The organism is Paenibacillus litoralis, assembly GCF_046244365.1.
GTDB lineage: Bacteria > Bacillota > Bacilli > Paenibacillales > NBRC-103111 > Paenibacillus_V.
Map to the genome: position 1 here is coordinate 75,433 of NZ_CP176395.1, position 17,070 is coordinate 92,502.

General features: G+C 53.0%; 14 protein-coding genes. All 14 read left to right on the plus strand.

Annotation, left to right across the window (positions count from 1 at the left end; all coding sequences use genetic code 11):
* The first annotated feature begins 64 nt into the window (after nucleotides 1–64).
* Nucleotides 65–1,951, plus strand: a complete 1,887-nt coding sequence (gene nuoL / locus ACKGJP_RS00360; RefSeq protein WP_409343741.1) for an NADH-quinone oxidoreductase subunit L — start codon at nucleotides 65–67, stop codon at nucleotides 1,949–1,951.
* The gene (locus tag ACKGJP_RS00365) at nucleotides 1,941–3,575 is read left to right on the plus strand and encodes a NuoM family protein (RefSeq protein WP_409343742.1); all 1,635 of its coding nucleotides are present in this window, start codon (nucleotides 1,941–1,943) and stop codon (nucleotides 3,573–3,575) included. The genes nuoL and ACKGJP_RS00365 overlap by 11 nt, the downstream gene beginning before the upstream one ends.
* 4 nt (nucleotides 3,576–3,579) lie before the next feature.
* On the plus strand, nucleotides 3,580–5,124 hold the full coding sequence (locus ACKGJP_RS00370) for an NADH-quinone oxidoreductase subunit N (protein WP_409343743.1): 1,545 nt from the start codon (nucleotides 3,580–3,582) through the stop codon (nucleotides 5,122–5,124).
* A 537-nt stretch (nucleotides 5,125–5,661) separates the two neighbouring features.
* Nucleotides 5,662–8,154, plus strand: a complete 2,493-nt coding sequence (locus ACKGJP_RS00375; RefSeq protein ID WP_409343744.1) for a S8 family serine peptidase — start codon at nucleotides 5,662–5,664, stop codon at nucleotides 8,152–8,154.
* Nucleotides 8,155–8,207: 53 nt separating this feature from the next.
* Nucleotides 8,208–8,465 (plus strand): DUF1146 family protein, encoded by a 258-nt coding sequence (locus ACKGJP_RS00380; RefSeq protein WP_409343745.1) that lies wholly within the window; start codon nucleotides 8,208–8,210, stop codon nucleotides 8,463–8,465.
* Nucleotides 8,466–8,826: 361 nt separating this feature from the next.
* Nucleotides 8,827–10,149: a UDP-N-acetylglucosamine 1-carboxyvinyltransferase gene (murA, locus tag ACKGJP_RS00385; protein WP_409347036.1), complete on the plus strand. Its 1,323-nt coding sequence runs from the start codon at nucleotides 8,827–8,829 to the stop codon at nucleotides 10,147–10,149.
* A 251-nt stretch (nucleotides 10,150–10,400) separates the two neighbouring features.
* Nucleotides 10,401–11,483 carry a stage II sporulation protein D gene (gene spoIID, locus ACKGJP_RS00390; RefSeq protein ID WP_409343746.1) on the plus strand — a complete coding sequence of 361 codons (1,083 nt, stop codon included), beginning with the start codon at nucleotides 10,401–10,403 and terminating at the stop codon, nucleotides 11,481–11,483.
* A 197-nt stretch (nucleotides 11,484–11,680) separates the two neighbouring features.
* Nucleotides 11,681–12,328, plus strand: coding sequence for a peptidoglycan DD-metalloendopeptidase family protein (locus tag ACKGJP_RS00395; RefSeq protein ID WP_409343747.1), 648 nt, complete (start codon nucleotides 11,681–11,683; stop codon nucleotides 12,326–12,328).
* A 153-nt stretch (nucleotides 12,329–12,481) separates the two neighbouring features.
* The gene (gene spoIIID, locus ACKGJP_RS00400; RefSeq protein WP_409343748.1) at nucleotides 12,482–12,772 is read left to right on the plus strand and encodes a sporulation transcriptional regulator SpoIIID; all 291 of its coding nucleotides are present in this window, start codon (nucleotides 12,482–12,484) and stop codon (nucleotides 12,770–12,772) included.
* 242 nt (nucleotides 12,773–13,014) lie between these two features.
* A complete protein-coding gene (gene mreB / locus ACKGJP_RS00405; RefSeq protein WP_409343749.1) occupies nucleotides 13,015–14,010 on the plus strand; it encodes a rod shape-determining protein MreB in 996 nt (331 codons plus the stop codon).
* A 154-nt stretch (nucleotides 14,011–14,164) separates the two neighbouring features.
* Nucleotides 14,165–15,079, plus strand: coding sequence for a flagellar hook-basal body protein (locus ACKGJP_RS00410; RefSeq protein WP_409343750.1), 915 nt, complete (start codon nucleotides 14,165–14,167; stop codon nucleotides 15,077–15,079).
* Between the two features lie 34 nt (nucleotides 15,080–15,113).
* Nucleotides 15,114–15,992, plus strand: coding sequence for a flagellar hook-basal body protein (locus ACKGJP_RS00415; protein ID WP_409343751.1), 879 nt, complete (start codon nucleotides 15,114–15,116; stop codon nucleotides 15,990–15,992).
* Between the two features lie 19 nt (nucleotides 15,993–16,011).
* Nucleotides 16,012–16,248: a DNA-directed RNA polymerase subunit beta gene (locus tag ACKGJP_RS00420; RefSeq protein WP_409343752.1), complete on the plus strand. Its 237-nt coding sequence runs from the start codon at nucleotides 16,012–16,014 to the stop codon at nucleotides 16,246–16,248.
* A gap of 211 nt (nucleotides 16,249–16,459) precedes the next feature.
* Nucleotides 16,460–17,014 carry a CDP-alcohol phosphatidyltransferase family protein gene (locus ACKGJP_RS00425; protein WP_409343753.1) on the plus strand — a complete coding sequence of 185 codons (555 nt, stop codon included), beginning with the start codon at nucleotides 16,460–16,462 and terminating at the stop codon, nucleotides 17,012–17,014.
* The last annotated feature ends 56 nt before the right edge of the window (nucleotides 17,015–17,070 follow it).

The window sequence follows — 17,070 nt, forward strand, 5'->3', positions numbered from 1 at the left end:
AGCCAAAGCTTAGCCTTACGATGCGAGTTTGCTCACGCAAACTTTTAGGAGGTTCCCAAAATACATGGTATCCGACTACTCACAGTACGCGTGGATCGTTCCACTGTTCCCGCTTGCGGCGTTTCTCCTGCTGACCGCCTTTGGCCGCCAGCTTAGAGAAGGCGGCGTATTCGTCGGCATAGTCGCCGCATTCGCTTCGTTCGCGCTGTCGCTGCTCATTTTTTTCGAGCGGATCGGCGGGCAAATGGAGGACTATACGTGGAGCGGCCTGCAATGGATTAAAGTCGGCGACTTCACGCTCAACATGGGGTTCGAGGTAACGAACCTGAACGCGCTGATGCTTGTCGTTGTCACCCTGGTCAGCCTGCTCGTGAACATTTACTCCAAGGGGTATATGCACGGGGATGAACGAATCTCCACTTTCTTTGCTTACGTATCGCTGTTTACCTTCTCCATGCTGGGGCTTGTCATCTCCGTCAACATTGTGGAGCTGTATATTTTCTGGGAGCTTGTCGGCGTTTGCTCGTTCCTGCTCGTCGGGTTCTGGTTCTTCAAGCCCGAGGCGAAGGCTGCGGCCAAGAAAGCGTTTATCGTTACCCGGATCGGCGATGTCGGACTGTTTATCGCTATTCTGCTTCTGTATTGGTACATGCCGGGTCACCAGCTCGATTTCAGCTCGATTCATAACGCCATTCAAGACAAGGCAATGGAGCCGGGCATCGTGACCTTGATCGCGATCCTGATTTTCGTAGGAGCTATCGGCAAATCGGGTCAATTCCCGCTGCACACCTGGTTGCCTGACGCGATGGAAGGCCCGACTCCGATCAGTGCGCTGATCCATGCGGCGACGATGGTTGCGGCTGGCGTATACCTGGTTGCCCGGACGTATGACATTTTCCTCGCATCCGAAACGGCATTGTTGGTCGTGGCGCTTGTCGGCGGATTTACGGCTATTTTCGCAGCTACGATAGGCACGGCGCAGAACGACATCAAGCGCATCCTCGCGTACTCGACCGTCAGCCAGCTCGGCTATATGATGATGGCGCTCGGACTTGGTTCGTGGGTAGCGTATTCGGCGGGCATTTTCCACCTGTTTACGCATGCGTTCTTCAAAGCGCTCTTGTTCCTGGGAGCAGGCAGCGTCATTCACGCCGTACATACACAGGACATCCAGCTGATGGGCGGCTTGTCCAAAAAGATGAAAATCACGACGATTACGTTCGGGATCGGTACGCTGGCTTTATCCGGTATTTTTCCGTTCTCGGGCTTTTGGTCGAAGGACGCCATTCTGACCGAGGCGTATCATACCAATCAGCTGCTGTTCTGGATCGGCCTGATTGCGGCGTTCTTTACGGCATTCTATATGTCGAGGCTCTTCTTCCTCGTCTTCACGGGCCCGAAACGGTCCGATTACGAGCCGCATGAATCGCCTGCTTCCATGACGTTGCCGCTGATCGTTCTCGCCGTGCTTGCTGTCGGCGCAGGATTCGTGTTCATGCCGGAGCTGAACCCGTGGCTTGGCGAATGGCTGACGGACAAAACGGTAGAGGAGCATTTCAACTGGGTAGTCGTGATCCTCTCCAATGCCGCCGGCATTCTCGGTATCTTGCTAGGCTGGGCGATTTTTGCCAAAGGCTCGGTGTCGCGCGAGCTGATCTCCAAGCCGATGCCTTGGCTCGTAAAGCTATTGAATCGCAAGTACTACATAGACGAATTGTACCAAGCTATCATCGTCGTTCCGCTGCGTGGAATCGGCCATGCCCTCAATGCGGTCGACGCATTCATCATCGACGGAATCGTCCGGCTGACCGCGACGGGCGTCGTTTCATTAGGCAGGCTTGGCACGAAGCTGCAAAACGGCCAAGTGCAAACGTACGGCTTGATTACGCTGCTCGGATTAGTCATTTTGGCCGTCGCTTTAGTCGGAAGGAGGTTCATCCATGTTGGCTAACATCCCGATTCTCAGCATGATTGCCTTCTCTCCGCTGATTGGCGTGCTTGTACTCTTGTTTATGCCGAAGTCGCAGGGACGCTGGATCAAAGTGATCGGCGTTGCGACGACGCTCATACCGCTTGTGCTTGCCGCATGGCTGTACGTCGATTTCAACCAGCAGTCGAATAACTTGCAGTACGGCGAGCATTATGACTGGATCAACGTTCCGCTGAACAAAGATGTGCCGAATCTCGATCAATACGGCTTCACTTCGTATTATTTGAAGTTTAGCTACAGTTTGGCGGTTGACGGCCTGTCGATGCCGATGGTCTTTCTGACCGCGCTGATCGCGACGATGGCCGCTTTCGCATCGGTTTACATCAAGAAACGGTGGAAACTGTATTATATTTTGTTCCTGCTGCTTGAAGTCGGTATGTTCGGCGTATTCATGTCTCAGGATCTGTTCATGTTCTTCGTGTTCTTCGAAGTCACGCTCGTTCCGATGTTCTTCCTCGTCGGCATTTGGGGATATTTGAACCGGGAGAAGGCGGCCAATAAGTTTTTGCTTTATAACGGGCTAGGCTCGGCCATCATGCTTCTTGCTTTCCTCATCTTGGTTACGACGGCCGGATTTTCGCAGGTGCAGGATCAGGCCAGTTCATCGATCTTCTTCAGCGGCAATCTCGGCGACATCGTGACGAACCTGTTTACGCCCGATTCCGCGGTTAATGCGGGAGGGGAAGGCAACCCGTTCTATTTAAGCTCCACCTTGAAGTGGTCGGTATTCATTCTGCTGCTGATCGCGTTCGGCATCAAGCTGCCGATTCTGCCTTTCCATACGTGGATGCTGAAGGTGCATACGGAAGCTCCGCCATCCGTCGTCATGATTCACTCCGGCATTTTGCTCAAAATGGGCGCTTACGGCTTGATCCGCTTCGCGATTCTGCTATTCCCGGCGGAAGCCAAGGAATGGGCATTTGTGCTCGCGCTGCTCGGTTTGATCAACATCGTGTATGGGGCGATTCTCGCTTTTGTGCAAAATGATTTCAAGCTTGTGCTCGCGTACTCCAGTATCAGCCATATGGGCGTGGTTCTGCTCGGTATTGCGGCGTTCAATCAAACGGGAATGGAAGGCGCCGTCTTCCAAATGGTTTCTCACGGACTGATCTCGGCACTGATGTTCTTGCTGGTCGGTGCCATATATGAGCGGACCGGAACAACCCAGCTCGACAAGCTCGGCGGGTTGGCTTCATCCGTACCGTTCATGAGCGGTATTCTTCTGGTAGCGGGCATGGCCTCGCTGGGATTGCCGGGATTGTCCGGATTCGTCGGCGAGTTCCTGGCATTCCTCGGATTGTTCGGCTCGATGAAGGTCGTTACGGTCATCAGTACGTTAGGTATCATTTTGGCAGCCGTCTACGTGCTGCGCGCGGTGCTTCGAATCACGTACGGACCGATCGACGATGCTTACCGCTCCATAAGGGATGCGCGATTGATAGAAGCCATTCCGATGATTACGCTCGTAGCGTTCATCATTTTGCTCGGCGTTTACCCGGCCATACTGAGCCAGCATCTGCAGCAAACGGTCAGCGGCTTCGACCAGTTCATCCAACAAGTCATTTCGACAAAGACGGGAGGTTAGACCGATGGAGCAACACGGACTTCAGCTGAGCGATCTGTACACATTAGCGCCGGAGTTGACGTTGGTCATAGCCGCCATCGTCATTTCGTTAATCGATTTGTTCATACCCAAAACGGTCAACCGCAGCCTGCTTGGCTGGCTTACTCTGATCGGCATCATCGTATCGGGCATATTCGTCGCTCTGCAGCTTGGACCGACCTCGCTGATCGATCCGGCGAACCCCGAGACGGGAACGTTAACAAGCTTACTCGGCGGCAGCTATCGCATCGATAACTTTGCGAATGTGCTGAAGTTGATTTTGCTCGGCTCTACGGGACTGATCGTTTTGATGAGCATCGGCTCCGTAAAGGAAGAAGACATTCCGCATAAAGGGGAATTTTATTACTTCTTCCTGCCGGCTGTGCTTGGCGCGATGATCACGGCTTCCTCCGGCGATTTGATTACGCTGTTCGTCGGTCTTGAGCTGCTCAGTATAACGTCCTATATCATGGTCGGCATGCGGAAGAAAGACAAGAAGTCGAACGAAGGGGCATTCAAGTATGCCGTTCTCGGAGCGATTTCCTCGGCTATCATTCTGTACGGCATGTCCTTCCTGTACGGGATGTCGGGCTCGACGAATCTGATGGCGATCAATGCGGCGCTGCAGCAGGCCGATCCTTCGTTCTCTGCGCTCCTGTACGTTTCGTTCTTCCTGCTGCTGGCCGGCTTCGGTTTCAAAATAGCGGCGGCACCGTTTCACAATTGGGCGCCGGACGTTTATCAAGGGGCGCCGACGCCGGTTACGGCATTTTTGGCGGTCGTATCGAAAGCCGCCGGCTTCGCGATTCTGTTCCGCGTCATGTACGGCGTATTTTACGGGAATGCCGGAACGCCGGAGCATCCGATCGGAGAAGATGCGTTCTTCGCCATCAGTGTGCTTGCAGCGATCGCAATGATCGTCGGTAACGTGACCGCCCTTCGCCAGAAAAACGCGAAACGGCTGCTTGCATACTCCGGAATCGCCAACGCCGGGTACTTGCTGGTTCCGATTGCGACGCAGTTTTCGCTCATTCATTATACGAATTTCTCGGAATTCGCTTATTATTTGCTGGCCTACGCGCTAATGAATATCGGAGCGTTTGCGGTGCTGCTGACGATCGAGCGTTCGACGGGCTCATCGGAGCTCAGCGGCTATGCAGGCCTTTACTACCGCGCACCGTGGACGGCGGCCGCGATGGTGCTGCTCATTTTATCGCTAGCAGGTATCCCGGTGACAGGCGGCTTTTTCGGGAAGCTGTTCATCTTGATGGGAACCTTGCAAAACCAAACGTATTGGCTTGCGGCGATCATGCTCGCGACAAGCGTCATATCCTACTACTATTACTTCAGCATCATCCGCCAAATGTTCATGCGCAGCGACGAGGCGGCTCCGGTCCGCACGACGCCGACTATCGTCATCACGCTATGGATCTGTACGATTGGCACCGTGGCGATGGGTGCTTACCCGCAAGGTGTGCTTGGCTGGCTGCAGGATATGTTCAAACTGACCCGCGACTTGTTCGTTTCGTAATCAAAGTCTCGATCCATGAAGGAGTTCCGATTTTCGGAACTCCTTTTTGCTGTATTTGCTCGTGTATGCATCAAACCTAATGCCGCCGGAGAAATCGCTCCGGCGGTTTTACTCTTTAAGGGGAGAAGCGCCTCTGTTACAGTGAGGTTATTTGAAGTGGGAGTTTGAGGGCAGGGCCCTCGATGTTCGGGAGTCCGAGGGCAGGGCCCTGGCGGGGGTCCAGGGGGCGGCGCCCCTTGGGGTCCTCCCCTTTGAAGGGGAGGATTTAGGAGGGGTAGAGATGCTTTAGGAGGGGTAGAGATGCTTTAGGAGGGGTAGAGACGCTTTCAGAGGGGTAGAAACACCCTGGGATTTTTGGGGTAGACCATGTAGATAACGCTTTTAGGTGGTGTAGAGCTCTCTGGCAGGTAGAAACGCCTTTGCGCGAACATGCAAATATCAGCACGGGTTTTCATAATGAAGCAGGGAACGAGCGGCCAATGGCGAATTAGTTAAACGGACAACATTGCGACAACATTCGCCAAAGGATGCCCGATTATGACAAAAAAAACGTTATTTTTGGTTGTGCTTTTATTCGCTGTCGGCACTACCGCCGCGTGGGCTGCCGAGCCCAATGATCCGCTTATAAGCAACCAAGATTATTTAAGGCAAATTCATGCTTACGAAGCTTGGGATATCGCTAAACGAAACACGGATATTATTATTGCCGTCGTGGATACGGGAATCGATTTGGATCACCCCGATTTGAAGGACAATCTGGTTCCCGGAGCGAATTTGATCCAGCCTAGTAAACCTCCGATGGACGATAAAGGTCATGGTACCAACGTAGCGGGCGTATTAGCCGCAGCGGCCGACAACGATAAGGGAATTGCCGGACTGCTCTGGAACGCCAAAATTATGCCGATTAAAGCGCTGGAGTCCGACGGCACCGGCGACGAGGAGAAGCTGGGCGAAGGAATTCGCTATGCCGTGGATCACGGTGCCAAAATCGTTGTACTCTCTCTAGGCATTAACAAATATTCGTCTTACATGAGCGCTATAATCGACTATGCGGAGGAACGCGGCGTTCTGCTTGTAGCCGCAGCCGGGAATGAGGGCAACGCCGTTCGGTATCCCGCCGCATATCCGACCGTTCTTGCCGTCGGAGGCGTAGGGAAGGACAATAAACCGGAGGCATTGTCCAATTTTGGGCCGGAACTGGATATCGTGGCCCCATGGGACGTCTTTACGACCGCAATTCGAGGTACGTATACGGAGAAGAACGGCACATCGCTTGCTGCTCCTCAGGTAGCTGCGGTGAGCGCGCTGCTCTGGTCGATTCATCCGGAATGGAAGCCGTATCAAATTCGCAATGCAATTCGCCAAAGCGCGGAGGATTTGGAAACGCCGGGTTGGGATCCGGTAACGGGGTTCGGCCTGCTTCGCGCCGATCGTGCGCTCGCCCTAGCCTATCGCGACGATATGTTTGAGCCTAACGACACATTGTCTAGCGCAAAACCTCTTCCGGTCAACAGCTCGATTGACGCATCGTTCGCGAACGCCAACGATAACGATTGGTTCGTCGTGGATGCGCCGTATGACGGACTGCTTCGCGTTCAGTTGATTGGCGAGGATGCCGGACTCAAAGGGCAGCTTGTACACTATTCAGATTCGGCCGGAGCAGGCGTTTCCTATAACGAAGGGCTTTCCTCCGGCGTTGAAATCCCTCTTCTCAAAGGAAAGAGCTACCTCAAGCTTCAATCGCAAGGCGTCCCGAAAGGGCAAGGCGTGTATCATTTGAAAACGGATTTCAGGATGCATGCCGATGCTTTCGAAGACAATGACCGTCAATTCAAAGCCTATGTGCTGCCAAATAGAAGCCAGACGGTGGTCGGCACGTTTCATGCGTACCGTGACGACGACTGGTTTGCCATGATCGTCGACCAGCCGGGGACGCTGCAAATTAAGCTTGCCGTCGATACCGCAAGAATCGATCCGGTGCTGCTTATTCAGCGGAAAGGCGATAAAGAAATTATTATCGACGAGCGGTCCGACGGTGAAACGGAAACGTCCATGCCTCTCGAAGTGACGCCCGGCACGTATTATATTCGAGTCAGCAATATAGCCGAGTATGCCTATCCTGTCGTCGGGGAATATATGTTGAATATTGACTTCTCCACACGATATGAGGACCCGAACGAGCCGAATGATAAACCGTATCAGGCTGCTCTTATCGAGCTTGGGACCGGATATCAGGGTGTGCTGGACACCGATGCTGATGTAGATTGGTTTAAGTTTAAGCTAAACGGCGAAAATCTCGTTCATTTTAAACTGACGGACATACCCATCGATCGTGTCCTTACAATCGGATTGACGGATGCCTCGCTTGCCCCGCTGCAAACGGATTTGGTGGAATCCAATTATTCGTCCGTGCAACTCGATGCTAAGCTGGCTGGAGGAACCTATTATGTTAAGCTGACGGCCGACCGAAGCTTCAACAATCAGTTATACTCGCTTGTCGTGGATGCGGAGCCTCTTGTCTCCGGCTATGCCGACATCGGCGGGCACTGGGCGGAGACGGCTATTGCGAAGCTGACGGCCAAGCAAATCGTAAACGGCTATGCTCCCTATCGATTCGGTCCGGATCGCACGTTAACGAGGGCGGAAGCCGTCACGATGTTCGCCCGCGCTTTTGGGCTGAAGGGCGGACAAGCCTCATACACCGACGTCTCTCTCAATCATTGGGCCAAGGATGCAATAGCCGCGGCAACGCGCGTTGGAATCGTCAGCGGCTATGGAGACGGGACGTTCAGGCCCGATTCGCCGGTTACACGGATGGAACTGACCGCCATGCTTGCCCACGCGCTTGGTTTCAAACCAATCAGCGGCCCATCTCCATATGCGGATGTTGACGATTCCTATTGGGGCAGCGGCATTCTAAGGACAATGAAAGCGGAGGGCTGGGTGCAAGGCTTCGAGGACGGCAGATTTCTCCCGGGCTCCCCGGCGACTCGCGCTCAAATCGCGGCGCTTCTTGCGAAGACGGGATAACGTCTCATATTCGGTAAGCCGACACACATGTATGGCATAGGAGGAAATGCGAGATGGATATGGATTCGGCGGATCCGCTTAACTATTCGTTTGCCATGAGCAGTCTTGGCTATATTGTTTTGACGCTTTGCGCGATCGGCTTATCCTGGTGGGCGCTCCAGCAGATACGCCTCGATCTTTTTGTGAAAAACCCGAAAAGTCCACAGGCGAAAGTACTGCAAATCTTTTTGTCGATCGCGCTCGGTTATGAAGTGTCCCGGTTTTTTATCGATTATTTCAACTGGTCGGCTTTGCTCAAAGGAATGTTTTAGCGAGTTCCGAAGCGAAATCTCCGGTAACTCATTTTCCCGGTAAACATAGGCATATAAGCCTACGCTCCTGCAGCGGTTTGTTCTTGGGATGCACAGGACGAGCCAAAAGCGGCTCGACATGATTTTGTCGAATAACATAGTCCCTACTTGTCAACAATGGATAATAACAACAACGAATGGGTGTCCCCCATCTCAAATAATCAGATAGTACCGTCTTATAATACGAATAGCCTACGAACGTTATGAAGAACGTCGGTTTACGACTGAATGCCTACGCTGAACCTATGTGTTTGCACAAGCGCGGGCAGCAGCGGCCAGCACACAAACGATGCTGACATCAAACAGGCGCGGAGGGACCATGATGAGCAAAATAATCGTCCGCGGGGGCAAACGATTATCGGGTAAAGTGAAAGTATGCGGGGCGAAGAACGCCGTTCTTCCCATAATAGCCGCATCGCTGTTAAGCGGCGAAGGCGAAAGCGTCATCCATGACGTACCGCATTTGGACGACGTGATGACGATGATCCAGGTGCTGAAGCATCTGGGTGCCAATATCGTCTATGAACGCGATATGATGCGTGTAGATGCGACGGACATCGTTTCTTGCGAGGGCACTTACGAACTGGTCCGCAAAATGCGGGCGTCTTTCCTGATCGTCGGACCGCTGCTGGCCAGAATGGGCCGCGCCAAGATTGCGCTTCCCGGCGGCTGTGCCATCGGAACCCGTCCGATCGACCAGCATCTTAAAGGCTTTGAAGCGATGGGCGCCACGATCGAGCTCGGCCAAGGCTATATTGAAGCGAAGGTAGAGGGAAGGCTAAAAGGGGCCAAGGTGTATTTGGACGTCGCAAGCGTAGGGGCGACCGAGAACATCATGATGGCTGCCGCTCTTGCCGAAGGTACAACCGTTATTGAAAATGCGGCCAAAGAGCCGGAAATCGTCGATCTTGCCAATTATTTGAATGCCATGGGGGCTCGCATACGCGGCGCCGGGACCGGAGTGATCCGAATCGACGGCGTGGAACATTTGCGGAGCGTAACCCATACCGTGATTCCGGACCGTATCGAGGCAGGCACCTATATGGTTGCGGCGGCGATTACCGGCAGCAGTTTATATATTGAAGGCGCGATTGCCGATCATATGATGCCGGTCATCTCCAAGCTTCAGGAAATGGGCGTTGTGATTGATGAGGATGAGAACGGCTTATACGTAAGCGCACCCGAGCCGCTTAAAGCGGTCGACGTGAAGACGCTGCCGTACCCCGGCTTTCCGACGGATATGCAATCGCAGATGATGGCGCTTTTGATGAAAGCGGACGGAACGAGTCTTGTGACGGAGACGGTGTTCGAGAACCGGTTTATGCACGTAGACGCGTTTCTTGCGATGAATGCACAAATCAAGGTCGAAGGCCGTACCGCGGTTGTCGTCGGAAATGCAAGACTGAAGGGCGCCAAAGTATGCGCGACCGACCTGCGTGCGGGCGCCGCACTCTTACTCGCGGGTCTTGCGGCGGACGGAGAGACGGAAGTGACCGGTATCCATCATATCGATCGCGGCTATGTGGGCATCGTCTCGCGGCTGCAGGAGCTGGGGGCCGATATTCGGAGGGTCGAAATCGATCTGGAGCAAGAAGAGGAAACGAGCGAAGTCGGCTTGTTCGCCATCCAGCCTACTTGGGCATGATAGGCGCCCTAGCGGCTTAACCGTTACATACGAACATATAAACTGACATTCCAGCAGCAGCCGGGGTGTCAGTTTTTTTGTTGCTTCTTCTGTCCTTCCCTCTCAATATGCATGCGAGTTGGTCTGTTAAACATGTTCTAGCAGGTGTTTCATAGTCATATGATGGATAGCAAGCCTAGCGAAAGCTGCTAGCTTGCCATTTCCGTTACGGCGGACGGACATCGTATTCGCTAGAGGAGGCCCGTGCAAACATGATTAAACTAGCCATGCAGCGCAAAAAACAGACCGCTATCCGAGTGGGTCTATGGTTGTCTATCGTTGTCTTGATCACAATTATAGTGGTTATTCCCGGTCTCCTAATCAAAGGCTCCTCCTCTCCATCGCCTTCGGACGGTACTTCCTTGCCTGCTAACGGCTCGGTACAGGTTTCCGCCGCAGCAGAAGCCGCCAAATCTCTGATCGTCCCCGTGTATTTAACGAAGGAGCAGCGCATTGACCGCATCCCGATAGAATCTTATGTCCGCGGCGTCGTAGCGGCTGAAATGCCGGTCGAGTTCGAAGCCGAAGCGCTGAAGGCCCAGGCGCTGGCAGCCCGTACCTATATCGTGCGGCGTATTTTGGAGAAGGATACGAGCAGCGTGCCCGTAAAGGGAGCCTGGGTAACCGATACGGTTGCGCATCAGGCGTACTTGACCGACAGCCAGCTTGAAGCGCAGTGGGGCGCCGAAGCGTACCGGCAGAACGCCGCCAAAATCAGCAGTGCGGTCGAGGAGACGAAGGGCCTGATTTTGACATACGACGGCAAGCCGATTACGGCAACCTTTTTCTCCACCAGCAATGGTTATACCGAGAACGCGGAGGATTACTGGTCGGAGGCTATCCCGTATTTGCGCAGCGTCAAAAGCCCTTGGGACAGCAAGCTGTCGCCGCGCTATCGCGAAACGATTACCATGCCCTATAGCGAGTTCGCGCGAAAGCTGGGAATCGGCGGTTCGGTGGCCGCAAGCTCGGCCGTATCCGGAAGCAAGACGCTCGAAACGTCTGACGGCCATCGCATCAAGCAGATCAAGATCGGAGGCAAGCTGTTCAGCGGCCGCCAGGTTCGTGAGAAGCTTGGGCTTAATTCGTCGCAGTTTCAATTTAAATTGAAAGGGAAGGACGTCGAGATTACTACGACCGGCTACGGCCACGGCGTCGGTATGAGCCAGTGGGGCGCCAACGGAATGGCGAAAGAGGGCAAGACAGCCGAACAAATCGTTACCTACTATTATACCGGCATTCAAATAGAGAGCGACGCCTCTTATCTGGAACAAGCTTCTAAATCGGACTTCTAGCGACTCCTAAACTTCTACATTACGAATCTCCAAAAAAATCTATCATCTCGCGTATAAAACATCTTGATCTGGCAACAATGCTTAATGAGGTGATAGTAATGAGTGATCAAAACAGAGAGATTCAAAGCAAACCAGAAGCTGCTCAATCCACAGAAGCAGCTCCGGCGGTAAACCCGTCCTCGTCTTGGAAAAGGCTAATGTCGAAGAAGTGGGCCTTTCCTGCGCTGTACATGGTAGCCGCTGCAATTATTTTAACGTTAATGTGGGTCTACCAGAGTTCCGGAACGTCAACCCTGACCGGTAAAGAGCTAGGCCTCGAAACCGGTAAGGCCGGAACGACGGTAACCGACGCAGGCGGCAAAACGGGAGATTCGGTAGAGGTGGCGGCGAACACGGAAACGATGCGCTGGCCGGTGAAGGATCGCAATGAGCTTGAAACAGCAATGCCTTTCTTTGACAAAGACGCAACGAGCGAAACGAAGCAAGCGGCTATGATCGAATACGGCGATACGCTGATCCCGAATGCGGGTATCGATCTGGCCAGGGAAGACAGCCAATCGTTTGACGTACTAGCGGCAGCAAGCGGCAAGGTCACGAACGTGCAAGATCATCCGGTAGCCGGACAAACCGTGGAAATCACACATCCAAACGGGCTTGTCACCGTATACCAGAGCTTGTCCGACGTGAAAGTAGCAAAGGACGCCGCAGTGAAGAAGGGCGACCTTATTGCAAAAGCGGGACGCAGCGAGCTTGGCAAGGATCTCGGCGTTCACCTTCACTTCGAGGTGCGTCAGGGTCAAAACGGTACGGCACTCAATCCGGACACGGCAATCAGCGACAAGTAAGCGTCTCGCTAAGCAAAGCTTAGGCAGGCGGCCATAAGCAGAGGGGGACAATCCTTCTCTGCTTTTTTTTGTGGGACAAACGCTCAATCAGAATATATAGGCTCGCTCCTCATATAATGTACCAAACTATCTCGAAGTAGGGAGGCGGGCGGAGTGCACGATTACATCAAAGAGCGAACCGTCAAAATCGGTCGCTGTCTTGTTGAAACGCGAAATACGGTTCGAACGATTGCCAAGGAATTTGGAGTCTCCAAGAGCACGGTGCACAAGGATTTAACGGAACGGCTGCCTGAAATCAACCCCGATCTGGCGAATCAAGTGAAAACGATTTTGGAATATCACAAATCGATCCGTCATTTGCGGGGAGGCGAAGCCACGAAAATCAAATACAAAAAAACACGTCATTACAAAGGCGCAGACCAACTGGTCACTGTTAAATCGTAACCGATCTCCGCACGCAAAAATGTTCGAATAAAAGAGGATTTTAGCTTTTTGTGGCGAATGATAGTTGCAGGCGGTATTCTCGGCTTTTGAAGTGATTCAGAATGTATAAGCTTTACGCGTATACGCGACTCTGAATTCACCTCGGGAAACGGCACTGTCTTACCTAAGACGGTGAGCCGTTTCCACTTGGAACACCCCAAATGTTGGCAGGAACGGTCGGTTCAGGGAGGATTTTACTTCGTATGTTAAGCAAAGATATCGGAATAGATTTGGGAACAGCAAACGTACTCATACATGTGAAGGGTCGCGGCGTCGTTCTGGATGAACCTTCGGTCGTTGCGATCGAAAGCGAAACCAAGCGCGTGCTGGCCGTTGGGGAAGAAGCGCGGCGGATGGTGGGCCGGACTCCCGGCAATATTATCGCCATTCGCCCGTTAAAGGATGGCGTCATCGCGGATTTTGAGATTACCGAGATGATGCTCAAATATTTCATCGATAAAGTAGGCGGGCGCAAATGGTACAGCCACCCCCGCATTCTTATTTGTTGTCCGACCAACATTACGTCAGTCGAGCAGAAGGCCATACGCGAAGCGGCCGAACGCAGCGGCGCCCGGGAAGTTTTTCTGGAAGAAGAGCCTAAAGTGGCCGCTATCGGCGCAGGAATGGATATTTTTCAGCCAAGCGGAAACATGGTAGTGGATATCGGCGGAGGGACGACGGACGTTGCCGTCTTATCGATGGGCGACATCGTCACCTCCTCTTCTATTAAGATTGCAGGGGACAAGTTTGACTCCGCAATCATGAAGTTTATCAAAAATAAGTACAAGCTGTTGATCGGCGAGCGGACGAGCGAAGACATCAAGATGAAGATCGCTACCGTTTACGGCGAAGGCCGCTACGACGAAATGGATATCCGCGGAAGGGACATGGTTTCGGGCTTGCCGCTTACCGTCACCATCAACTCCAAGGAAATCAAGGACGCGTTGTGGGAATCGGTATCCGCCATCGTACAATCGGCCAAAACGGTGCTGGAGCGCACGCCTCCGGAACTATCTGCGGACATTATCGACCGCGGCGTCATTTTGACCGGCGGAGGGGCTTTGCTGCACGGACTGGATCTCTTGCTGTCGGAAGAACTTAAAGTACCGGTCATCGTGGCGGAAGATCCGATGCATTGCGTGGTCAAAGGGACCGGCGTTATGCTGGACAACCTCGACAAGGTGAAGAAGCGCATTTAACGGGGTGCCGTAAAAATGTGTAAAAAGACCGATAAAAAACGGATGCTCCGATGACGATATAAAAGAATAGAGCAAAGGAAAAGGCCGGTTCTGGGACCGGCCTTTTCTAAAAACGGAAAAAAGCGTGTCTCGCCCAGGCGGGAGGAGGAGCATCATGTTAAGAGGATTGTATACGGCGGCGGCAGGAATGATTTCCCAGCAACGCAAGCATGATACCATTACGAATAATATCGCGAACATCAATACGCCCGGGTTTAAACAGGGCAATGCAGTAAGCCGGTCGTTTCCGGAAATGCTGCTCGCCATATCGACAGGCGGATCGGACAGTCCGGTTGCGTCGGCGATCGGCAGAATCAACACCGGCGTTATGGCGGAGGAAGATTTATCGATTTATTTGCAAGGCGATCTTCAGGAAACCAAAAACCCGTTCGATTTGGCGCTTGTTTCGAATATTCAGGTTCCCGGCATCGCGTTTGACGGCGCCGGTAAATACATAACGCCCGAAGGCGAACGCATTTATCGGCCGCAGGCTTTCTTTACCGTGCAGGATGTGAACGGGGAGAACCGGTTTTCCCGTAACGGCCGATTCACCGTAAATGCGGGCGGCGAGCTGGTTACCCCGGAGGGTTACCGCGTACTCGGCCAAGACGGCCAGCCGGTCGTGCTGGTGGATAATGCCGATCCGGCCAATCCGGTTCTTTTGGCTGACGCTACGATAGGCCCGCAAGGGCAGTTTCTGGACGCCGTCAATGGTCAACCGCTCAACGACGTGAACGGTAATCAGATTTCGCTACTTATATCCCGCGTGGAAAATCCGAATAGGCTGATTCGCGAAGGAAACGGTGTTTACCGTTTGAACGAAGAGGATGCGGCGCAAGCGGTACCGATTCTCAATATGAACGATCAAGTCCGCGTGGAGCAAGGGTACATCGAGCGCTCGAACGTGGATCCGACCCAATCGATGATCGATATGACGGCCGCACTCCGCGCCTACGAAACCAATCAGAAGATGGTTCAATTTTACGATAAGAGCATGGAGAAAGCCGTGAACGAGGTCGGCCGGGTCTAGGTTAGAGATGTTACGCGCTTAGGAGGTTCCCTTAATGAACAACTCGATGATCAATTCGATGGTGACGCTTCACGCCCTCCAGCAGAAGCTGGATATCGTGTCGAACAACATGGCCAACGTCAATACGGTAGGCTATAAGCGGCGTGAGGCAACCTTCGAGGATATCTTGAACAACATCAAGCAGCAGCCTGCCGGGTTTCAGAAAGAAGGCCGGTTGTCGCCGCTCGGCTTTAATCAAGGCTGGGGCGCAAAGCTTAGCCAAGTACAGATGAGCATGAGTCAAGGCGCGATGAAAGAAACGGGCACAGCAACGGATATCGCCATCGAAGGCGAAGGCTTGTTCGAGGTAGTCCGCAACACGGTTGACGAGAATGGAAACGCCTTGCAGGAAGCGCTCTACACGCGTGACGGGGCATTTGATTTGATCGTTCAGCCCGGCGATCCAGAAAATCGCTACTTGGCGACCAAAGAAGGCTATCATGTACGGGACACGAACGATCAGCCGATAACCGTGCCGATTGGATTTCGCATGGCAGTAGATACGAATGGCGACATTCGGGTTTACGACGAGGGGAACCCGAGCAATACGTTTCTGACTGGACAACGGGTCAAGCTCATGCGCGCCGTTCGGCCTCAATACTTGCAGCAGATCGGGGACAATCTATTCGTACTGCCGCAGACGGTTGCCAACGGACCGGCTGCCGGGCAGGTGATTCGCGTGGCGAACAATGGAGCAGGTTCCGGCCTTGAGACCCCGATTACCGTCCGCCAAGGTTTTTTGGAGCAATCGAATGTGAACATGGCCGATGAGATGACCGAACTCATGATGGTCCAACGTGCATTCCAAATGGGCTCGCGCGCGATCACATCGTCGGACACGATGATGAATCTGGCGAATAACCTTCGCGGATGACGGTATGGAGATTAATGTTATGACATCCAAACCATCCAAATCCGAGAAAACGAAGGCGGCCCGGAAACGTCTCCCTCGTGCCCTTGTTATAACGCTGCGCATCCTTCGCCACTTGCTGATACCGATTCTTTGCTGCATCGCTTTGCTTGCGGGACTCAGTATCGGTTACGTAAAGCTGGGCGGACAGCCGTTCGCAGACGTGTGGAAGCTGGACACCTGGAAGCACTTGATCGACCTCGTTTTTGCGAATACGTAAGCGGCTTTTCACCGGACTAGGCATGAAGGGCCTGGAAAGAATCAATAGGAAACCATAGCGGACTCCCTGCGGGGAGTTTTCTTTTTGACCATTCTAACGTTATAATGTAAGGATGTGGACGGTATTTCGATTGCGTACGCTTACATAAGACTAGACTAGAGATGCTGCGGAGTCGTTTTACTGAAGGTGAAAGTTTAGGAGGGGCACGGATTTGAACTTGCCAAATCTGTTGACCGGGGTCCGGTTTCTATTAATACCGCTTTATTTGAGTGTGTTTTTCGAGGGATATGTGAAGTCCGCCTTTATCGTATTGCTGATCGCGGGCGTAACGGATGTACTCGACGGGTATTTGGCGCGTAAACGAAAGCAAATTACGGAGATCGGCAGTATGCTCGATCCTCTGGCGGACAAATCGATGATGCTGGCTGTCATGGCTTCCTTGTTGATCTCCGAAATGATTCCGTGGGCCGCAGCAATCGCGATGCTCATTCGGGATGCGGGGATGATCGCAGGGTCTGCATTTTTTCATTTTCGCGGCAAAAAGACGGTTCCAGCCAACACGATGGGCAAGCTGACGACGGTTCTTTACTATATCGCGATATGGCTCATCGTATTCGAAGTTCCTTATGCTATCACTTATTTATGGTTTGTCATTACGTTTTCTTTCGTTACTTCCTTCATTTATATATTCAAGTTCAAGTCGCTTAACCGCGGCCGAGGCATGCCGCATGCAGAAGAAAGGAAAGAGCATATTTCCCGATTCTAGGGCGAATCCGGCAATATGCTCCCTTATCTCAACCCTCAAACCTGCAGGTTTTGAGG